The 18,777-nt window shown below is 69.9% G+C and carries 19 protein-coding genes; 6 read left to right on the top strand and 13 right to left on the bottom strand.

All coding sequences use genetic code 11. The annotated features are described in order from the left end of the window. Position 1 precedes the first annotated feature (1 nt). The 6 genes from ACIQ09_RS09195 (at position 2) to ACIQ09_RS09220 (ending at position 6,997) form a co-directional block, all read left to right on the top strand. A complete protein-coding gene (locus ACIQ09_RS09195) occupies positions 2-2,803 on the top strand; it encodes an AAA family ATPase (protein WP_398308436.1) in 2,802 nt (933 codons plus the stop codon). Positions 2,804-2,921: 118 nt separating this feature from the next. Further along, entirely contained in the window at positions 2,922-4,022 is a 1,101-nt protein-coding gene (locus ACIQ09_RS09200; protein WP_398308438.1) for a GGDEF domain-containing protein, read from the top strand. A gap of 116 nt (positions 4,023-4,138) precedes the next feature. Beyond that, entirely contained in the window at positions 4,139-5,647 is a 1,509-nt protein-coding gene (gene lysS, locus ACIQ09_RS09205) for a lysine--tRNA ligase (protein WP_398308440.1), read from the top strand. A 71-nt stretch (positions 5,648-5,718) separates the two neighbouring features. Then, entirely contained in the window at positions 5,719-6,234 is a 516-nt protein-coding gene (locus tag ACIQ09_RS09210) for an H-NS family nucleoid-associated regulatory protein (protein WP_398308442.1), read from the top strand. Positions 6,235-6,278: 44 nt separating this feature from the next. Then, positions 6,279-6,695 carry a nucleotidyltransferase substrate binding protein gene (locus tag ACIQ09_RS09215; RefSeq protein ID WP_398308444.1) on the top strand — a complete coding sequence of 139 codons (417 nt, stop codon included), beginning with the start codon at positions 6,279-6,281 and terminating at the stop codon, positions 6,693-6,695. Continuing rightward, the gene (locus tag ACIQ09_RS09220) at positions 6,695-6,997 is read left to right on the top strand and encodes a nucleotidyltransferase domain-containing protein (protein WP_398308446.1); all 303 of its coding nucleotides are present in this window, start codon (positions 6,695-6,697) and stop codon (positions 6,995-6,997) included. The genes ACIQ09_RS09215 and ACIQ09_RS09220 overlap by 1 nt, the downstream gene beginning before the upstream one ends. A 205-nt stretch (positions 6,998-7,202) precedes the next feature. Here ACIQ09_RS09220 and ACIQ09_RS09225 read toward each other — a convergent pair whose 3' ends face one another. The 13 genes from ACIQ09_RS09225 to gspG are packed head-to-tail and all read right to left on the bottom strand — an operon-like array spanning position 7,203 to position 18,276. After that, entirely contained in the window at positions 7,203-8,459 is a 1,257-nt protein-coding gene (locus ACIQ09_RS09225; RefSeq protein ID WP_398308448.1) for an exonuclease domain-containing protein, read from the bottom strand. Between the two features lie 53 nt (positions 8,460-8,512). Then, positions 8,513-9,220, bottom strand: coding sequence for a LuxR C-terminal-related transcriptional regulator (locus ACIQ09_RS09230; RefSeq protein WP_398308450.1), 708 nt, complete (start codon positions 9,218-9,220; stop codon positions 8,513-8,515). An 8-nt stretch (positions 9,221-9,228) separates the two neighbouring features. Then, positions 9,229-9,726: a type II secretion system protein gene (locus ACIQ09_RS09235; RefSeq protein ID WP_398308452.1), complete on the bottom strand. Its 498-nt coding sequence runs from the start codon at positions 9,724-9,726 to the stop codon at positions 9,229-9,231. Continuing rightward, complete coding sequence (locus tag ACIQ09_RS09240; RefSeq protein ID WP_398308454.1) at positions 9,723-10,112, bottom strand: type IV pilin protein; 390 nt, start codon at positions 10,110-10,112, stop codon at positions 9,723-9,725. The genes ACIQ09_RS09235 and ACIQ09_RS09240 overlap by 4 nt, the downstream gene beginning before the upstream one ends. 5 nt (positions 10,113-10,117) lie before the next feature. Continuing rightward, on the bottom strand, positions 10,118-10,588 hold the full coding sequence (locus ACIQ09_RS09245; protein WP_398308456.1) for a type II secretion system protein: 471 nt from the start codon (positions 10,586-10,588) through the stop codon (positions 10,118-10,120). Between the two features lie 3 nt (positions 10,589-10,591). Next, complete coding sequence (locus ACIQ09_RS09250; protein WP_398308458.1) at positions 10,592-12,844, bottom strand: secretin N-terminal domain-containing protein; 2,253 nt, start codon at positions 12,842-12,844, stop codon at positions 10,592-10,594. Next, a complete protein-coding gene (locus ACIQ09_RS09255) occupies positions 12,841-13,320 on the bottom strand; it encodes a hypothetical protein (protein ID WP_398308460.1) in 480 nt (159 codons plus the stop codon). The genes ACIQ09_RS09250 and ACIQ09_RS09255 overlap by 4 nt, the downstream gene beginning before the upstream one ends. Beyond that, the gene (locus ACIQ09_RS09260; RefSeq protein WP_398308462.1) at positions 13,317-13,865 is read right to left on the bottom strand and encodes a GspMb/PilO family protein; all 549 of its coding nucleotides are present in this window, start codon (positions 13,863-13,865) and stop codon (positions 13,317-13,319) included. The genes ACIQ09_RS09255 and ACIQ09_RS09260 overlap by 4 nt, the downstream gene beginning before the upstream one ends. Continuing rightward, positions 13,862-14,407 (bottom strand): PilN domain-containing protein, encoded by a 546-nt coding sequence (locus ACIQ09_RS09265; RefSeq protein WP_398308464.1) that lies wholly within the window; start codon positions 14,405-14,407, stop codon positions 13,862-13,864. The genes ACIQ09_RS09260 and ACIQ09_RS09265 overlap by 4 nt, the downstream gene beginning before the upstream one ends. Beyond that, complete coding sequence (locus tag ACIQ09_RS09270; protein WP_398308466.1) at positions 14,404-15,135, bottom strand: hypothetical protein; 732 nt, start codon at positions 15,133-15,135, stop codon at positions 14,404-14,406. Before ACIQ09_RS09270 ends, ACIQ09_RS09265 begins: the two co-directional genes overlap by 4 nt. Further along, positions 15,116-16,657 carry a GspE/PulE family protein gene (locus tag ACIQ09_RS09275; protein WP_398308468.1) on the bottom strand — a complete coding sequence of 514 codons (1,542 nt, stop codon included), beginning with the start codon at positions 16,655-16,657 and terminating at the stop codon, positions 15,116-15,118. The genes ACIQ09_RS09270 and ACIQ09_RS09275 overlap by 20 nt, the downstream gene beginning before the upstream one ends. Beyond that, entirely contained in the window at positions 16,654-17,829 is a 1,176-nt protein-coding gene (locus ACIQ09_RS09280) for a type II secretion system F family protein (protein WP_398308470.1), read from the bottom strand. The genes ACIQ09_RS09275 and ACIQ09_RS09280 overlap by 4 nt, the downstream gene beginning before the upstream one ends. A gap of 3 nt (positions 17,830-17,832) precedes the next feature. Further along, positions 17,833-18,276 carry a type II secretion system major pseudopilin GspG gene (gene gspG, locus ACIQ09_RS09285; RefSeq protein WP_398308472.1) on the bottom strand — a complete coding sequence of 148 codons (444 nt, stop codon included), beginning with the start codon at positions 18,274-18,276 and terminating at the stop codon, positions 17,833-17,835. Positions 18,277-18,777 lie beyond the last annotated feature (501 nt).

The raw sequence follows: 18,777 nt of genomic DNA on the forward strand, positions 1-18,777 counted from the left end.
CATGTTCCACATCAAGCAACTCGAACTGGTCCACTGGGACTACTGGCGCCGCTTCAACCTGCCCCTGGACGCCCAGATCATCACCATCGTCGGCCCCAACGGCTCCGGCAAGACCACCCTGCTCGACGCCCTGCGCACCCTGTTCGGCCTGCGCTGCTCGGGCAAGCGCGACTTCCGCCGCTACGTGCGCCGGGCCAACCGCAGCTTCGCGTGGATCCGCGCGGTGGTGGCCAACCGCCCCAGCAGCACCGGCAAGCGCCCCTTCTTCCCCTGCCTGAAGGACGAAGTCACCCTGGCCTGCCGCATCCGCCGCGCCGGTGGCGATTGGACCCGCGACTACGCCATCGCCGACGGCGACGTACCCATCGAAGCACTGGAAGCCAACGAGGACAAGGCCGTCGAATGGGTCGGCTATCGGGACTACCAGAGCCGCCTGGCCTGGGGCGGCCTCACCCCCGCCATCGCCAAGGTACTGGCCCTCGAGCAGGGCGACACCGACAAACTCTGCGAGTACTCCCCCAAGGCCCTGCTGGAGCTGGTCTTCGATGTGTTCGGCGACAAGGAGGTGCTGGACAACTACGCCGCCGCCCGGGAAGAACAGAACAACGCCGAGAAGGAGCTGGCCGCCCTCGGCCTCGACCTGGACCGCCTGCGCGCCCAGGCCGAAACCAAACGTCTGGAGGCCGACCGCTTCCTGGAATGGAAGCAGCTCGACGACGAAGCCCGCGCCCTGGCCGCCGAGATCGTGCCGCGCCTGGAAGTCGCCGAACTTCTCCGCGACATTTCCCTGGCCCGGGACGACATCGCCCGCGGACGCAGTGAACGCCAGAAGGGCGAAGACGAACTGAACACCCTGCGCGCCCGCAGCAGCGGCGTGGAAGCCGAGAAGGCCGCCGCCGAAAACGAACGCAAGGCCGCCCGCAGCCGCGACCTGGAAGCCGAGAAGCGCCACCTGGCCGCCCACGACGAAGTCCGCGATGCGGAAAAGCTGCTCGCCGAGCGCAGCGCCCTGCGCGCCCGCCTGGCCCGTGAGGCCGGCGACGCTGCGGTGGACCTGGAAGCCGACTACGCCAGGGCCGATGCCCGCCTCCTCCACCTGCAGCGCCAGGAGCGCGAGGCCATCGCCGCCTTTGAAGACAAGACCGCCCAGCTGCGTGCCACCCGCGAACACCGGGGCCCGCCCGCCGACGCCGAGGTCAGCCGCTTCCGCAGCCGCCTCAAGGAAGCCGGCATCGCCCACCGGGCCCTCGCCGAGATCGTCGAAGTCACCGACCCCGACTGGCAGGGCGCCGTCGAGGCCGTGCTGCGGCCCTATCGCCACGTGATCCTGCTGGAACGGGAACAGGACCGCCACGCCGCCTGGGGCCTGGGCGAGCAGGAGCGCTTCCGCCACTTCATCGTGCCCGAACTGGAGCCCGCCCCACCCGCCACCCGCGGCGCCCTGGCCGAGGTCATCCGCTTTGCCGACGCCATCCCGCGCTGGCTGGCCGACCTGCTCAACCGCATCCAGCGGGTGGACGACGCCGACACCGCCCGCCGCCTGCCCCGGGAAACCGAGTGGATCACCCGTGACGGCTACCACCGGGAACGCCGCGGCGCCCGCCACCTGGGCAAACCCACCGACTTCCACTTCGGCGAACTGGCCCGCGCCTCGCGCCTGAAGCAGCTCGATGCCGACATGCACAGCATCGACGCCCGCCTGCGGGAGATCCGCCCCCAGCTCGACGCCGCCAAGGAAGAAGCCGATGCCCTGCGCGCCCGCCTCCACGGCATCGAGGCCGCCCAGCTGCTGGCCGCCCGGGCCGAGGCCTTCGAGGCCGCCGAGCACGCCCTGCCCGCCGCCCGCGCCCGCCTGACCCAGGCCATTGCCGACCGGGCCGAAGCCAAGGGCGACGTGGACCGCATCGAACAATCCCTGCGCGGCATCGACATCGAGATCGACCGCCGGCGCCGGGAGATGGCCGGCCTGACAGCCCGGGTCAATCAACTGACGGCCGAAGCCGCCCCCCGCCGCCACGACCAGGCCACCCGCATCCAGCGCCTGCGTCGCCTGCGCCGGGGCATGCCCGCCGACTGGCGTGACCCCGCCGCCAATGCCCTGCTCACCGACAAATACGACGGCGCCCGTGGCGCCCGTGCCGAACTCGAACGCCTGCGCCAGCGCCTGGCCAACGGCGACTGGGTGACCGACGACACCGTGCTCACCCTCGCCGGCCGCCTCAAGGCCGACGTGCACGACCGGGAAAGCCAGTACGCCGAACGGGAACGCCACTGCACCGCCGCCCGCCGCATCACCGGCGAAGCCCGCGCCGCCTACATCGCCAAGCTGCGCGCCACCGTGCGCCAGTACGGCAAGAACCTGCGCGCCCTCGGCGATCTGGCCAATGTGGATGTGGACTGCCCGGTGCCGGCCCTCGACAACGACGACCGGGCCCTCGCCTCCGCCGGCCTCGAAGTGCGCTTCGACTTCGACCGCAAGGGCGCCGTGGGCCTCAACGACGGCGAGGCCTCGGGGGGCCAGCAGGTCATGAAATCCCTGATCCTGCTGATTGCCCTGCTGATGGACGAGGCCCGCCCCGGCGGCTTCGTCTTCATCGACGAGCCCTTCGCCCACCTGGACATCGCCAACATCGACCGGGTCGGCACCTTCCTGCGCGCCACCCGCGCCCAGTACCTCATCACCACCCCGGTCACCCACAACGCCAACGTCTTCGCCCCGGCCCAGCTCACCCTGGTCACCCGCAAGAAGAAACCCGGCGACGACTGGGCCCCGCCCATCGGCTTGATCCAGCGCGCCCTATAGCCGCGGGGCCGGGCAGCTTGAGCCCAGCCCGGCCCGACACGACTTGACACAAACCGCCTTCAGATTCACTGTCCACTGACGTTATTGGGTCAATCCAGCCACGGCCCGCTTCTCCATAATGCGCCTCACCCCGGCGTCTGCGCCTGTCGCCTCTCCCCTCGTCGTGCTGCTCAGCGGTGCCGAAACCCTTTCGCGCACCCGCGACCTGCGCGCGATCTTCCGCATCACCGCCGAAACCGCCATGCGCTTCGTGGATGGCAGCTATGGCCTGCTGTTCGCCGTGCGCTTCACCCCCCCGGATCTCACCGTCGGCCTGCTCGGCTGCTGCGTTTCCGACGGCACCGACACTTACTGGGACGACGTCTGCGACGGCCAGTCCTGGCTGCCTGTCGACCCCCTGCTGGCCGACTGCCTGCACACCGACTTCGGCCACGCGATCATGCACGAGGGCGACACGTGGCGCCTGGCCTTCGCCGTCGGCGCCCTCGGCCAGGCCCGCTGGGTCCTCGAGATCCACAGCCCCACCAAACCCCGGACCGCCGACTGCCAGGCCCTTACCCTCTTCCTGCGCTGCTTCGAAAACCAGCACCAGGCCTGGGAATATGCCAACCTCGACACCCTCACCCGGCTCCTCAACCGCAAAACCTTTGACGACGACTTTGAACGCCTCATCGCCGCTGCCGAGCTAGCCGAGCAGGCCCGCCAGGAACCCGCCGAACGCCGCACCCTCAGCCCCAACATCACCCAGCCCTGCTGGCTCGGGGTGGTGGATATCGACCACTTCAAGAAGATCAACGACAACTACGGCCACCTCTTCGGTGACGAAGTGCTGCTGCGCGTGGCCGACCTGATGCGCCAGAGCTTCCGCAACCACGACAAGCTGTTCCGCTTCGGTGGCGAGGAGTTCGTGGTCATGCTGCGCAACGTGGGTGAAGACAACGTGCAGACCATCTTCGACCGCTTCCGCGTGGCGGTGGAAGACCATGACTTTCCCCGGGTCGGGCAGGTGCGCTGCTCGGTCGGCTATTCGCGCATCGACCCGCGCCTGTCCCCGGCCGAACTGCTGGGCCGCGCCGACGAGGCGCTGTACTACTCCAAGGAACATGGCCGCAATCAGGTCAATGGCTTCGACGAGCTGATCATGAGCGGCAAACTGCGCATCAACACCCCGGCCGGCCAGGCCCAGATCCAGTCCGACATCGACGAGATCTTCCTCTGATCACCGCCACCGCGGCCGGCGGGCCGCGACGGGCGCCCCGGAGTGTGTCAAAATTGGGAGCTTTGCGGCGTCTTGAGCCTGCCGCCACCCCGATTCCGTTGATTGAAGAGCCCATCATGTCCGACCAGACCTCCTCGCCCGCCCAGGACGAAAACCACCTGATCGCCGAACGCCGGCAAAAGCTCGCCGAATGGCGCGCCACCGGCAAGGCGTATCCGAACGATTTCTCCCGGGAAAACACCGCCGGCAAACTCGATGAAGTCTACGGCGAGAAAACCGCCGAAGAGCTGGAAGCACTGCCGGTCGAGGTCAAGGTCGCCGGCCGCATCATGCTCAAGCGCGTGATGGGCAAGGCCAGCTTCATCACCATCCAGGATCTCTCCGGCCGCATCCAGCTCTACGTCACCCGCGATGCGCTGGGCGAAGAAGGCTACGCCGACTTCAAGCACTGGGACATCGGCGACATCGTCGGCACCATCGGCACCCTGTTCCGCACCAAGACCGGCGAGCTCTCCATCAAGAGCAACGAGCTGCGCCTGCTCACCAAGAGCCTGCGCCCCCTGCCCGACAAGTTCCACGGCCTCACCGACACCGAGACCAAGTACCGCCAGCGCTACGTGGACCTCATCATGAGCGAGGAGTCGCGCCACACCTTCGTGGCCCGCAGCCGCCTGGTGCAGTCGATCCGCAACTACATGACCGGCCACAACTTCCTCGAAGTCGAAACGCCGATGATGCACCCCATCCCCGGCGGCGCCTCGGCCAAGCCCTTCGTCACCCACCACAACGCCCTCGACATGCAGCAGTTCCTGCGCATCGCGCCGGAGCTCTACCTCAAGCGCCTCGTGGTCGGCGGCTTCGAGAAGGTCTTCGAGGTCAATCGCAACTTCCGCAACGAAGGCCTGTCGCCCCGTCACAACCCTGAATTCACCATGATGGAGTTCTACGAGGCCTACGCGAACTACCGCAGCCTCATGGACTTCACCGAAGGCCTGCTGCGCCACGCCGCCCGCGAGGCACTGGGTACCGAAGTCTTCGAATACCAGGGCCGCACCCTCGACCTCTCCCGCCCCTTCCACCGCCTGACCATCATCGAAGCCATCCGCAAGCACCACCCCGGCTTTACCGATGCCCAGCTGGCCGACGCCGACTGGCTCAAGCAGAAGATCAAGGACTTCGGCGAGAAGGTGAAGCCGGGCGGCCTCGGCAGCCTGCAGTTGCAGCTCTTCGAAGCCTGCGCCGAAGCCGAGACCTGGGAGCCGACCTTCATCATCGACTACCCAGTCGAAGTCAGCCCGCTGGCCCGCGCCTCCGACAGCAACCCCGAGATCACCGAGCGCTTCGAGCTCTTCATCGTCGGCCGCGAGATCGCCAACGGCTTCTCCGAGCTCAACGACCCCGAAGACCAGGCCGCCCGCTTCCAGGCCCAGGCCCAGGCCAAGGACGCCGGTGACGAGGAAGCCATGTACTATGACGCCGACTACATCCGGGCGCTCGAGTACGGTCTGCCTCCCACCGGCGGCTGCGGCATCGGCATCGACCGCCTGGTCATGCTGCTCACCGACAGCCCCGCCATCCGCGACGTGATCCTGTTCCCGCAGATGCGCCCGGAAGCGACCGACTGAGCCCGCGGGGCCGCCCCGTGCGGCCCCGGCCTGCAGCACCGTTCACGCCCCGAGCCGACCCCGACGCACCCATGACAGACCTGAAGCCCTACGACCTCCCGGAGCTGGAAGCCCTGGCCGAACAGATCAAGGCCGAGATCGCCAAACGGGAGCAGGAAGAAGCCGACCGGGCCCGCGCCGCTGCCGAAGCGGCCGCGGAAGCCGAACGCCGCGCTGTCGCCGAAGCTGAAGCCGCCCGCAAGGCGGCCGAGGCAGAGGCCGCACGCAAGACCGCCGAAGCCGCGGCCCGCGCCGAGGCAAAAGCCGAAGCCAAGGCCGCAGAAGCCGCCCGGAAGGAAGCCGTCGCCCGCGAAGCCGCTGCCCAGGCCGCCGCAAAGGCAGCCGAGCCCGCCGCCCCGGCCCCTGCCGCCCCCGGCCACATCCGCTACATGCACCCCTCCAACCGCGCCCTCACCTGGGACGGAAAAGGCCCCACCCCCGACTGGGTCCTGGCCTGGATGACCACCGGCGGCACCCTCTACGCCCTCGAAACCACCGCCGAAAAACTCGCACCGCGGCCGATTCCGGCGAGTTTTCTGAAGCACTGAACGCGCGCGGGGATCCTCACCGTCCAGATCGCCAGGGGACTCCTATGAGCACCGATATCCGCTGGAAACAGCGCTTCGACAACTTCGGCAAGGCGTTTCTCGAACTTCGTGAGGCGGTCGATCTGGCCGCGGCACGCCCCCTCTCCAAACTGGAAAAACAGGGTGCCATCCAGGGCTTTGAATGCACCCACGAACTGGCCTGGAATGTCCTGAAGGACTACCTGGAATATCAGGGCATCGTGGGCCTGATCGGCTCCCGCGACACCACCCGCGCAGCCTTCCAGCGCGGACTGATTGATGATGGCGAAGCCTGGATGGAGATGATCAAGTCCAGAAATCTCACCTCCCACGCCTACGACCGAGCCACAGCGGACGGCATCTACACAGCCATCCTTGAGCGGTTCTTTGATCAGTTCCAGAAACTGCAGCAGGAATTCACCCGCCGGCAGCAGGAGTCCTGATGGAATTCGGACTCCCGGAACGCACCTGCACCACCGTCCGCCAGATCCTCGCCAGCTACCCGCAGATCGAAAAAGCCGTGCTCTACGGCTCGCGGGCCAAGGGCAATTACAAGGCCGGCTCCGACATCGACCTGACCCTGTTCGGTGCGGCGCTGGACCACCAGTCGCTGATGTCCATCGCCTCGGCCCTGGAAGAATCCGACATCCCCTACACCGTTGATCTGTCGCTGTTTGAACAGATCGAAACCCCCGCATTGCGCGAGCATATTCAACGGGTGGGGCAGGTGTTTTACCAGAGATGAATGGCACCGGGTGCTGGATTGGCCAGACAGTATCTTGATCTGGCACCTCCCCCACACATCACCCCGCCGCCACCGCGCTCCCCAGCTTCACCACCCGCCCCGTCGCCAGCGCCTTCTTCAGTATCTTCCACATATCCAGGTCGAAGGCCGGGCGGCCGGATTCGAGCAGGGCGTGGACCTCGTCCTCGCCCCGGGCCGTACCCAGTCAGCACCAGTTGTCGATCACGTGCAGGGCCTCGCCCTCGCGCAGGCCGACGGGGCCGGCGTAAGGCCAGCGTTCAACCTTGAGCTTGTGCAGGGCCATCATCAGGCGGGCGCCGTGCAGGCCGCGGGATTCGGCGCCGATGCAGGCCCCCTTGCAACGCTTGATCTGGTAGCCGAAGCAGGGCTGGCCGCTGCGTACCTTCTCCAGGCCCAGGGACGCCTGGCACAGGGCGTGTTCGTCGGCCAGGGTGCGCAGGGCCTTGGTGGCGGCGGTCTTGCTGGTGAAGAAGCCGAACAGATTGTCCTGGCGCCCCGGGTCCAGGTCGGGCCCGCGCACCAGCGCCGGCATCCAGCCGCCCTGCCCGTCTTCCACCAGTTGCCAGGCGCACAGGCCGGTGCTGCGGCGCAGGCGGCGGTTATGGATGGGCTGACGCTCCTTGACCAGTTTCGCTTCGAGCAACAGCGCGCCCACCTCGCCGGGGGTCTCGATCCACTCGATGCGGCGCAGCTGCTGGGACAGGCTCATCTCCTTGGCGTTACTGTGGTCGGCGCTGAAATGGGACAGCACCCGGGTGCGGATGTCCTTGCTCTTGCCCACGTACAGGGGCAGGTCGTTCTCGCCGTAGAACAGGTACACGCCGGGCGTGCCGGGCAATTCGTCGAGGATGGACGGGTCGATGTGGGGCGGGAGCGCCGCGTGGCCGGTGAGCCGGGCAATGGCAGCATCGATGCGCTCCGGCTCGAACTGCCGGTGGATGAGCTGCCAGAACTGCCAGACCAGCTGGGCATCGGCCAGGGCCCGGTGACGCTCACCCACCACTAGGCCATGGCGCTCGATCAGGGCGTCCAGCCCATGGCGCGCGTGCTCGGGAAACAGCTCCCGCGACAGCCGCACTGTGCATAGCACCGGCGGCCGCAGGGGCAGGCCGACCCGATCGAAGGCATTGCGCAGGAAGCCGTAGTCGAAGCGGGCGTTGTGGGCGATGAACAGACGCCCGTCGAGCCGGTTGTAGATGTTCTCGGCGCAATCGGCAAAGCGCGGTGCGTCTTCCACCATCTCGTTGGTGATGCCGGTGAGGCGCTGGATGAACTCCGGGATGCGCCCTTCCGGCCGCAGCAGCTGCGACCACTCCCGCACGCCGTCCTCATCCACCTCGACGATGCCCACCTCGGTGATGCCATCCACGGTGGCCACGCCACCATTGGTCTCGATATCGACGAAGGCCAGGCCCCGCCAGCGTCCATTGCTGAATTTCAAGATATGCCTTCCTTGTTCGCTGCCTGGCTCCGACCGGCCCGGCCGGAGAACGTTCAGGCCCGCCCCGCCTCTTCCAGCGAAGAGGTCACGGCAGCGGCTGCGGCGCGATTATTGACCGACAGCTTGCGCAGCGCTTGCTGAATGTGATGTTTCACCGTCGCCGGGCGGATGCCGAGGTCGCCGGCGATCTGCGCATTGGTCTTGCCACCGCGCACCCCCTCCAGCACCTGGCGCTGGCGCGCGGACAAACCGCTGGCCACTCCCGCAAGCGGCGCCGTCTGGCGTTGGCGGAGCAGCGCCATGTAAAGATGGGGCAGCAGCAGCTCGGCCAGGTAGTGCTCCCGCGGCCCGGGCATGCCCGGCATGCCCAGAAACACGAACAGGCAGGGCGACAGGGCCGACACCCCACCGACCCCATGCACCAGGGCCTCGCCCCCCGCCGGAGTCGGCCAGGGGTGGACGCACGGGCGCTGACCCTGACGCTGCCAGTGACAGCGCAGCGCAACGCGAACCCCGTCGGACTGCGCACGCAGTGCGGCCTCGGCCTCGGGTGCCAACACGGCCCGGGAGAAAATCTCGATGGGCACCTCCCCGGCCGACCCGCCTTCAAACAGGCACACCAGGGTCTCATGGGGCAGGAAGCTCTGCAGCGCGCCCTGGGCCCACAGGTAGAACTCGCTCGGCCGACGTACCCGAACAGCCCCTTCCAGGGTCAGGCGCAGGCGCTCCAGGTCGTAGGGATCGAAGGACAGGGCGTCCATGGCGGCCGCTATCTCGCCAGGCCGACGACGGGGGGTGCGCCATCCTGCGGGCGCATCTGCCAGTCACAGTAGCGGGCCGCGTCGGCATGTTCCGCAGCGATGACCACCCACGGCGGCAGGGCCGCCCGGCGCCGCGCCTGCCGGGTGGAACGGCTGCGCACCGCCACGATCTGCCCGTCCACCCGATCCACCTGCCAATCGGCCGCGCCGGTCATCGGGTCAAGGTACAGGCGGCGCAGGTGCCGGCGCACAAAGGGCTGGCGCGGGTCGAGGAGCAGATCTTCGAGGTGCTGGGGATAGGCCGCCGCACCCGCAGGCGACAGGGCCCGATAGCTGGCCAGGGCCCGGGCAAACTCGCCGCCGATGAACAGCAGCTCGGCCTCACGCTCCCGCTGGGCGGCGGTGGACCACACCATACCGAAACCCGCCAGACCAAGGCCCAGGGCCGCCACGGCAAACAGCATCAGCAGATAGGTGGCGCCTCCCTGGCGCGACGCGGCCGTCATAGCTCGGCAAAGGGCTGGCCGTCGCGGCTGCGGCCGGGGGCGCTGCTGTGCAGGTCCCACAGGCCGTCGCCGCTGCCATCGGGCGGGGCGACGAGGGTCCACGCGTCCCGCCGCTCGATGATCGGGTCCACCGGCAGGGCACGCAGGTAGCGCCCGCTCACCAGCTCGTCCAGATCGCGGGGGTAACGCCCGGTGTCGCCGTGGAACTTGTCGATGGCGTCGCGGGTGACGGCCAGGGTCTGCACCAGCGCCGCCTCCCGGGCCCGCTCCAGGTGGCCGAAGTAGCGCGGCGCGGCGATGGACAGCAGGGTGGCGACAATGGCCATCACCACCAGCAGCTCCACCAGCGTGAAGCCCCGGCCCTCCCCTGCGCAGCGCCTCGCCATGGTGCTCACCACGCCCGGTAAGGCAACCCGTTGAGCCCAACACCGGGCGCACGGGAATACACATCGAAGACATCCGCCCCCGGGGCCGGCGCGTCCGCCGGGCTGGCGTAGCTGCGCAGTCCCCAGGTGGCCGCCGCGTCCACTGACGGATCGGTGCTGAAAGGGTCGCGGGGCAGGCGGCGCAGCACGTGGATGCGCCCCTTGCCCGGCGCGCGGGCATCCGGCACCCCGTCCACCAGTGCCTGCAGGGTGGGCGGATAGCCGTTGCCATCCGCCGGCCGGGCGATCCGCCCCTCGTCGCTGTAGCGCTTGTAGGTGTCGATGCCCTCGCGGAGCTGGCGCAGGGCCAGGCGCAGCTCGCTCTCCTTTGCCCGCTGGTTCGTCAGCTGCATGACGGGCACGGCCATGGCCGCCAGCACGACCACCACCGCCACCGTCACCACCATCTCGATCAGGGTGAAACCGCGGGCCGGCATGGGTCAGGGCGCGATACGCACGGCAAGGGGTTCGCCCACCGGCAGGGGCTGCACCTGGCCGCCGCTGCGCAGCTGGGCCGACAGGACCCCGAAGCGGGCCAGGCCGGTGGCACCGGGGCGAGCCCGGAAGCGGACCTCCAGGCGCGGCGCCGTACCCGCCGGCAGCTGCAGGGCCAGGGCGTCGCCGCCCTCACCGGGCTGATCCAGGGATTCAACCAGGGTCGTGTCGTAGGCCAGCAGCACGGGGCCGCCTTCGGTGGCCGGGCCGGCCAGCGTGAGGGCCAGCGCGAAGGACTCGCCCGCCCGCACCTGCTCCGGCGCCTCCAGCGCCAGCGCCGGCAGGCCCGGGTCCGCCACCACGGCAGCGGCCGGCGCCGGCATTGCAGCACCCGCCTGAGCCCCGCGCGGCGCAGCGGCCGCCACCCCGCCCGGCCCGAGCAGCAGGGGCGCGGCGCCCACCGCCGTCTCGGTGCCCGCCGCCCGGGTGGCTCCTGCCAGGGCCGGCTGGGCCAGGTTGCGCACCACCCGCGGGGTGATCAGCAGCACGATCTCGGTCTTGTTGCCCACGTCGCGCTGGCTGCTGAACAGCCGCCCCAGGCCCGGCACCTCGCCAAGGCCGGGCAGGCGGTAGGCCGAGCTGCGCTCCTCGTCGCTGATCAGCCCGGCGAGCACCTGGGTCTCCCCGTCCTTCAGGCGCAGGGAGGTGGCGGCGCTGCGCGTGCCCACCTGATAGGCCAGGGAGCTGGACGGCCCGAGCACCTCCTTGACGATGCTGCTCACCTCCAGGTTCACCTTGATGGCCACCTCGTCATCCAGATGCACCGAGGGCTCCACCTCCAGCTTGAGGCCCACGTCCAGGTAGTTCACCGACGCCGACACCCCCACGTTGGCTGTGGAAGTGGTGGTAAACACGGGCAGCTTCTCGCCGATGTGGATGCGTGCCTTGTCCCGGTTCTTCACCCGGATGCGCGGGTTGGCCAGGATGTTGGAGTTCCCGTCCTGATCGCGCAGGTTGAGGAGCAGGCCCTGGTTGGCCACGTAGGGCACCATGGCGCCGGTATTGCGCAGGTTGATGTTGCCCGCCAGCAGCTGCCCGCCCAGGTTCTGGGTGATGGTGGTGCCGGTGGTGGTGGTCACCGCGCTGGTGGTGGACGGCTGCAGCAGGCCGTAGCCGATCTGTTCCGGAAAGCGCAGGCCCAGCTCCAGCAGGCGGTTGCGGCTCACCTCCATCACCTCCACCTCCAGCATCACCTCCGGCTCGGCCAGGTCCAGGCCGGCGATCAGGCGCTCGGCCAGGCGCACCGCGTCGGGGGTGTCCTTCATCACCAGCAGGTTGAGCTTGTCCTCCACAAACACGTCCTTGGTCTTGACCATCTGCTTGATCATGGCCATGGCCTGCTTGGGGTCGGCGTTGGCCAGGTAGAAGCTGCGGGTCACCAGCTCCTGGTAGTCCTTCTGCTTGGCCGGGGTGTTGGGGTAGATCAGCACCGAGCGCTCGTTGAGGAGCTTGCGCTCAAGCTGCTGGGTCACCATCAGCAGCTTGAGCACATCATCGACGCTGCTCCGGCGCACGAAGATCGACACCTTGGTGTCGGGCCGCACGTCCTTGTCGAGCACGAAGTTAAGGCCCGACTCCCGGGACAGCACCTCCAGCACCCCACGCAGGGGCGCGTCCCGAAACTCCACGGTCACGGGTTTTGCCAGGGGGCCGGCCAGGGCTGCCGGCAGCGGGTCGCGGGCGGCGGCCCGCTCGTCCAGCCGGCGCATCACGTCCCGGGCAAGGGGGTGGGCGGGGTCGGCCGCCAGCACGGCCCGGGCTGCGCTGTCGGCGGCCACCGCGTCGCCCTTGTCCAGGTGGCGCTGGGCCTCCCGGGCGCTGTTGTCGCGGGCCTGGCGGGCGGCGATGGCCTCGTAGCCGGCCGCCACCCGGGGGTGCAGGGGGTCGAACTGGCGGGCCAGCCCGAGGGCCGCCTCGGCCTGCTCGAAACGCCCCGCCGCCCGGGCCTGATCGGCCAGGGCCAGCTGGCGCGCCACCAGCATGTCGCGCTGGCGCAGGTAGTAGCTGCGCAGCTCCAGGTTGCGCGGGTCGGCGGTCACCTTGTCGCGCAGCTCACGCAAGGCCAGCTCGGGGCTACGGGTGGCAAAGGCCTGGCGACTCTCCTCCAAGGCAGGGTTGGCGGCGCAGGCCAGCAGGCCCCACACCAGCACCAGGAGGCAGGGAAGGCGAAGAGTTCGCAAGGCAGGCATCACGGTCATGGCAGGGCCCCGCTGACGAGGCTTTGAGTCTGGTTGAGCGGCAGGTAAACAAGATCGACACGGGCGCGGCCGACGGCACTCACCCGGTAGCGGCCCTCCAGCACGTCGCCCACCCGCACGATGTGCAGCCGCTCGCCCTCGGCCAGCAGCGCCGCCGGCGGGCCACCGTCCTCGTATATGCCGCCGTGGCGGAAAGGCAGCGGCGGCGCCGTCGGGCGGGCCACCGGCGGCGGGGGTGGAGGCGGCGGCTGAAAGCTGCGCACGGGGAACAGATCGGTGGCGGATTCATCGCCCCGCGTTCGCGCCGGGCGGGCCAGGGCGGCCAGGTCCGGGCGCGAACCGGCGGGCTCACGGCGCTGGGCCTTTCCGGCCCCACGCGTTGTTGGTGGTGTATCCGCGTCGTCCAGGCCGGATGCCCACCACGCCGCCAACAGCGACAAGGCCAGCGCGCCCAGCAACAGTGGCTGCCGCTTCATGGCCGGCGCCTGACGAAGATCACGAAGCGCACCCGCGCCTCCAGGGCCGGCACCCCGATGGCGGCGCGCTGCAGGCTCAGGTGCTCCACGGCCACCTCGGGCATTTCGGCCAATACATCGGTGATCCATCCCCGCAGCGCCCCGTAGGTCCCTCGGGCCGGCAGCTCGAGGGTGATCCGCTCCAGCGGCGAGGCGGTATCGGCGGCCGTGCGGTAGTCGGCCTTGTCCACCTCCACGCCCCGGGCCAGGGCATGGCCGTGCAGGCGAAGCAACAGGTCGGGCAAGGCCGCCGCGCCCGGAAAGCCGGCGTGGAAGGCCTCCAGCCGGCCCCGCTCGGACATCGCCACCGGGGCTGGCTGGCGCAGGCGCCGGCTCAGGGCACGACTTTCCTGCTGCAGGCTGTCAGCCTCCGCGTCCAGGCTGCGGTTGCCGCTGAGGTCGAAGCTCACGGCGAACAGGGCCAGGGCGACGCCGGCCACACCCGCCGCCCCCGCCCGCCGAAAGCTGCGCCCGGCCGACTCCCGGATCCGCTCGGCAGTGCTCATGGCCGTGCCTCCCAGCGGGCGGTGAGCTGAAAGCTGACCACAGGCTCGCCCTCGCCGGCACGCAGGGCGTAGCCGGCCAGACGTGGCTGGCGCAGCCGGGGGCCGGCCTCGAGACGGCTGACAAAGGCGAACACCTCGGACAGGGTGCGGGCCTCGCCGGCCAGGCGCAGGCTGCCGGTGGCGGCGTCCTGCTCCAGTTCAAGCAGGGCCACGCCCGGGTCGTCGGCCGCCCGCTCCAGCTCGGCGAGCAGGCCGGCCCAGTCCCGGGCGAGCAGGCCGGCCACCGCCAAGGCCGGGCGGATCTCCCCGTCGGCGAGGGGCCGCGGCGGCGCCCCGCCCCCGCCCCGGGCATCCACGGCGCGGCGGGCCCGGGCCAGCAGACGGGTCTCATCGGCGAGTCGGGCATCCAGGGTCTGGTATTCCAGCAGCACGCCGGCCGCGGCACTGAGCCCGAAGGCCAGCAGCACCCAGCCCAGCAGGCTGGGCCAGCGCCGGCGGGCGACCCGATCCAGCGCCAGGGGCGGCGGCGGACACGGCCTCACTCCCCGCCCTCCAGGTGCACACCACGCCAGCCGGCGGGCAGCGTGTCGATGGTTGCAGCGCTGTCGGTGGCACCGCACAGGTACAGGGTGTTGCCGGAGGTGTTGCCGCTTGTGGCCGCGGCGGGCGGCAGCGTGGCCAGCAGGGTGACCAGGCAGGCAACGGCCGCCGCCGCGTCGGCACGGGCGACCGGCTGGCTGCGCACGGCCCGCCACTGGCCACCCTGCCACAGGCCCAGGGTCACCCGTCCGGCCTCCAGCCGGGCCAGGGCCCCGTCGCCGCGCAAGCGGGGGCGCAGGCGGTTGTAGCTGCGCGGAAAGGCCGGCTCCAGGGCCACCAGTCGCAGGCCCCGGCTACCCACAAAGCCCTTCAGCGCAGCCTCCAGTGCGGCCGGCAGGGCCACGCCCAGGCTGGGCAGGCAGATGGCGTCCCGGTCGGCCTGCACCACCCACGGGCCGGCACCGAACACGGCATGGAAGCGGTGCTCGACGAAGGCCGCGCGCTCCCCGGCCTTGAGCCCCGCCGGCCAGTCCAGGCGCAGGTAGCGGACGTGGCGGTCGGCCACACATACGGCCAGGCGGGTTCGCCGCGGCAGGGCCGGCAGCGCCGCCAGGCTGGCGTCCCAATCGCCACTGCAGGGCAGGCTCAACGCGGGCTCGCCGCGCCGGCTCAGGCAGAGCGTCGCGGGGCCGATGGCGAGCTGCACCGTCTCAGGCCACAAAGGTGACACGGTTCAGCTCCTGGAGGGTGGTGAGGCCGTCACGGACCAGGGCCAGCCCGGCCTCCCGCAGGCTGATGAAGCCGCGCTGCCGAGCCGTCTCCTTGAGCACCCGCAGGGGTGCCCGCCCGGTGATCAGGTCGCGCAGCTCGTCGTCCAGCAGCAGCACCTCGGCGATCGCCCGGCGCCCCCGGTAGCCCGAGCCCCGGCACTGGCCGCAGCCACTGCCGGCGCGGAAGCGGAAGTCGGCCAGCGGCCCCGCCATCCCGGAGGCGGCCAGGGTGGCGGCATCCGGCACACTGTCGGTACTGCAGGCCGGGCAGTTGATGCGCAGCAGGCGCTGGGCCACCACCCCGTTGAGGGCCGCCACCAGGTTGTAGGGATCGACCCCCATGTGCATGAAGCGGCCGATCACGTCGAAGACGTTGTTGGCGTGCACCGTGGTGAACACCAGGTGGCCGGTGAGGGCCGCCTGGATGGCGATCTCGGCGGTCTCCGGGTCGCGGATCTCGCCGACCATGATCTTGTCCGGGTCGTGGCGCAGGATGGAGCGCAGGCCGCGGGCAAAATCCAGCCCCTTCTTCTCATTCACCGGGATCTGCAGCACGCCGGCCAGCTGGTACTCCACCGGGTCTTCGATGGTGATCACCTTGTCCTGGCCGGTGTGGGTCTCGGACAGCAGCGCGTACAGGCTGGTGGTCTTTCCCGAGCCGGTGGGGCCGGTGACCAGCAGCATGCCGTAGGGCTCGGCGGCCATGTGCCTGAGGCGGGCGCGGGTGGTGGCGTCGAAGCCCAGGGTGTCGAGGGACAGGCCGGCCAGCTCGCGGGTCAGATGCTCCTTGTCGAGGATGCGCAGCACCGCGTCTTCACCGTGGATGCTGGGCATGATGGACACCCGGAAGTCGATGGCCCGCCCCCCGGCCTGCACCTTGAAGCGCCCGTCCTGGGGCACGCGCCGTTCGGCGATGTCCAGCTCGGCCAGCACCTTGAGGCGCGACACGGCCTGCTCGGCCAGGGCCGTGCCGGGCACGCTGCCCATCCGGTTGAGCACCCCGTCCACCCGGTACTTGATGACCAGCCCACCGGGCTGGGACTCCAGGTGGATGTCGCTGGCCCCCTGGCGGATGGCATCGTAGAGAGTGGAGTTGACCAGCTTCACCACCGGGCTGGCGTCGCCGGCGATGCGGCGCAGGGACAGATCCTCCCCCTCATCGCCCTCCGCCGCCGCCTCGGCGCTGCCCAGCACATCGGCCACCACCCGATGGGCCGACTCGTGCCGGGCCAGGCAGGCGGCCACATCGTCACGCAGGGCCTGACGCAGGCTGAAGGCCTCGGCCAGACTGCCCCCCAGGCCGTCCACCAGGTCGGTGTCGGCTGGGTCGGCCAGGGCGATCACCAGCTGCCCGCGGGCGTCCCGGCCGGCAAAGGCGTCCCGGCGCAGGGCCATGTCGAAGGACAGCACCGCAAAATCGGGCACCAGGGCCAGCAGCTCGGCGTGGGCGATGGGCGGCATGCCCGCGGGTATGGCGCTCACTGGATGCTCTCCGCCACCTGGAAGATGGGCAGGTAGAGCATGATCAGGATCAGCCCCACCGCCACGGCGATCACCAGCATCAGCAGGGGGCCGGCCAGGCGGGTCAGCACGTCGAGCCAGCGGGCGCTCTCCTCCTCGTGGAACTCGGCCGCCCGCTCCAGCATTTCCCCCAGATTGCCGGCCCGCTCCCCCACCGCCACCATGCGCAGGGCCACCGGCGTGGCCAGGCCGTTGGCCTGCAGGGTGGCGGCCAGACCCTGGCCCTCACGCACCTGATTGATGCTGGCCTGCAGCCCCGGGCGCAGCACCGGCGAGAGCAGCCCCTCCACCATGCCCATGGCCGTCACCGCCGGAATGCCACCCCGCAGCAGCATGCCCAAAGTGCGGTAGAAGCGCGCCAACTCGAAAACCCGCAGGCGCTCCCCCACCCGGGGCAGGCGCCAGGCCAGGCGCAGCGCCGCCGCACGGGTGGCGGGGCGACGCAGGATGGCCACCACCATCGTGATCAGGGCCAGCACCCCGCCCCCCACCAGGGGCGCATGGGCCTGCATCAACTGGCCCCATTGCAGCAGCAACTGGGACATCCACGGCAGCTCGCCCCCCACCGTCTCGAAGACCTGGGCAAAGCGCGGCACCACGAAGAGCAGCAGAAAGAGCATCACCGCCCCGCCGACAAGCAGCAGCAGCGCCGGGTAGACGGCCGCCGACACCAGCTTGCCGCGCACCAGGGCGAGCTGCCGCTGGTAGTCGATATAGCGAACCAGGGCCTGGGCCAGATCGCTGGTGCGCTCGGCAGCGCGGATGGTGGCCACATAAAGATCCGGGAAGGCCTGGGGCCGGGCCGCCAGGGCCAGGGACAGGGTGCGCCCCTCCCGCAGACTCTCCCCGAGGCCCAGCAAAACCTCCCGCACGCCGGCCCGGGTCTCCTTCTCCGCCAGGGCGGCCAGGGCCTCGGCCAGGGGAATGCCCGCCGCCAGCAGGGCCAACAATTCCTGGTTGAACAACTGCAGCGGAAACCGCCCCCCCGCAGCCTTGCCATCCACGGGGGTCACGGACATCACCGCCAGCCCCTGGGCCACGGCCAGACGCCGGGCAGCCGCCGCATCAGGCGCGGCCAGCTCAAGCTCATGGATGGCGGCGGCCCCCGCCAGGGCCCGGATGCGGAAACGCATGACCTACCAGTTGACGATGTCGGCAGCCTCGCCCGTCCCGCCGGGCTGGCCGTCGCGGCCGAAGGAGTAGAGATCGAACTCCCCATGCTCACCCGGCTGCACATACTGGTAAGGCTTGCCCCAGGGATCATTGGGCAAGGCCTTCTTCAAATACGGGCCGGCCCAGCGCGACGCCTCCGCCGGCGCAGTCATCAAGGCCTGCAGGCCTTCCTCGGTGCTCGGGTAACGCCCCAGGTCGATGCGGTACTGGTCCAGCGCCTTCTCCAGGCCATCGATCTGCGCCCGCACCGCCTTCACCTCCGACCGGCCTATGTGGGCGAAGAACTTGGGGCCGACATAGCCCGCCAGCAGGCCGATGATGCTCATCACCACCAGCAGTTCAAGAAGGGTGAAACCGCCGATGCGACAGCGCGCACGGGGAATGGAGGAAACACGGACAGTCGGCATGGTCGGCGCAGACTAGGGGAGCTTCGTGACAGGAGCGTCACGGCTTGAAGTCATTGCGGTTTCAAGGCGGGGACGGCAAGGCGACGGTAATCGGGCTCACAGAGCGGGCGGGATGCCACGCGAACCATTGATCACCCGCATTTGTCCGGGCTACGGCTACCGGCGCACCCGCAAGACACCCAGGCAGACCACCTGATTCGAAGTCGCGCAGGACGTGATGGGTGCGCGGCGAAGGCTACGCTACGCCCCCGCAGGAGACAGGCTGCAACGTGCATGCCGAGGTGAACACCCCGATGTTGGCCGAAGGGACCGTAGGGGTGACTTCAGTCGCCCGCGGACTTTGATCAGCGGCATGCCTCTGTTTAACGCGCGGATGGGCGACTGAAGAGGGTGTTGTAAATCCCTTTTCACCCCCGCATTTCACGCCAAACCAGGCTACGCCGGGGTCAATCGGACGCGTAGCGCCGCTGGGCGCCTGCCGGTGAGCCGCCCACGCCATTG

Origin of the sequence: Zoogloea sp., assembly GCF_044344315.1 — a bacterium.
Classification (GTDB): Bacteria; Pseudomonadota; Gammaproteobacteria; order Burkholderiales; family Rhodocyclaceae; genus Zoogloea.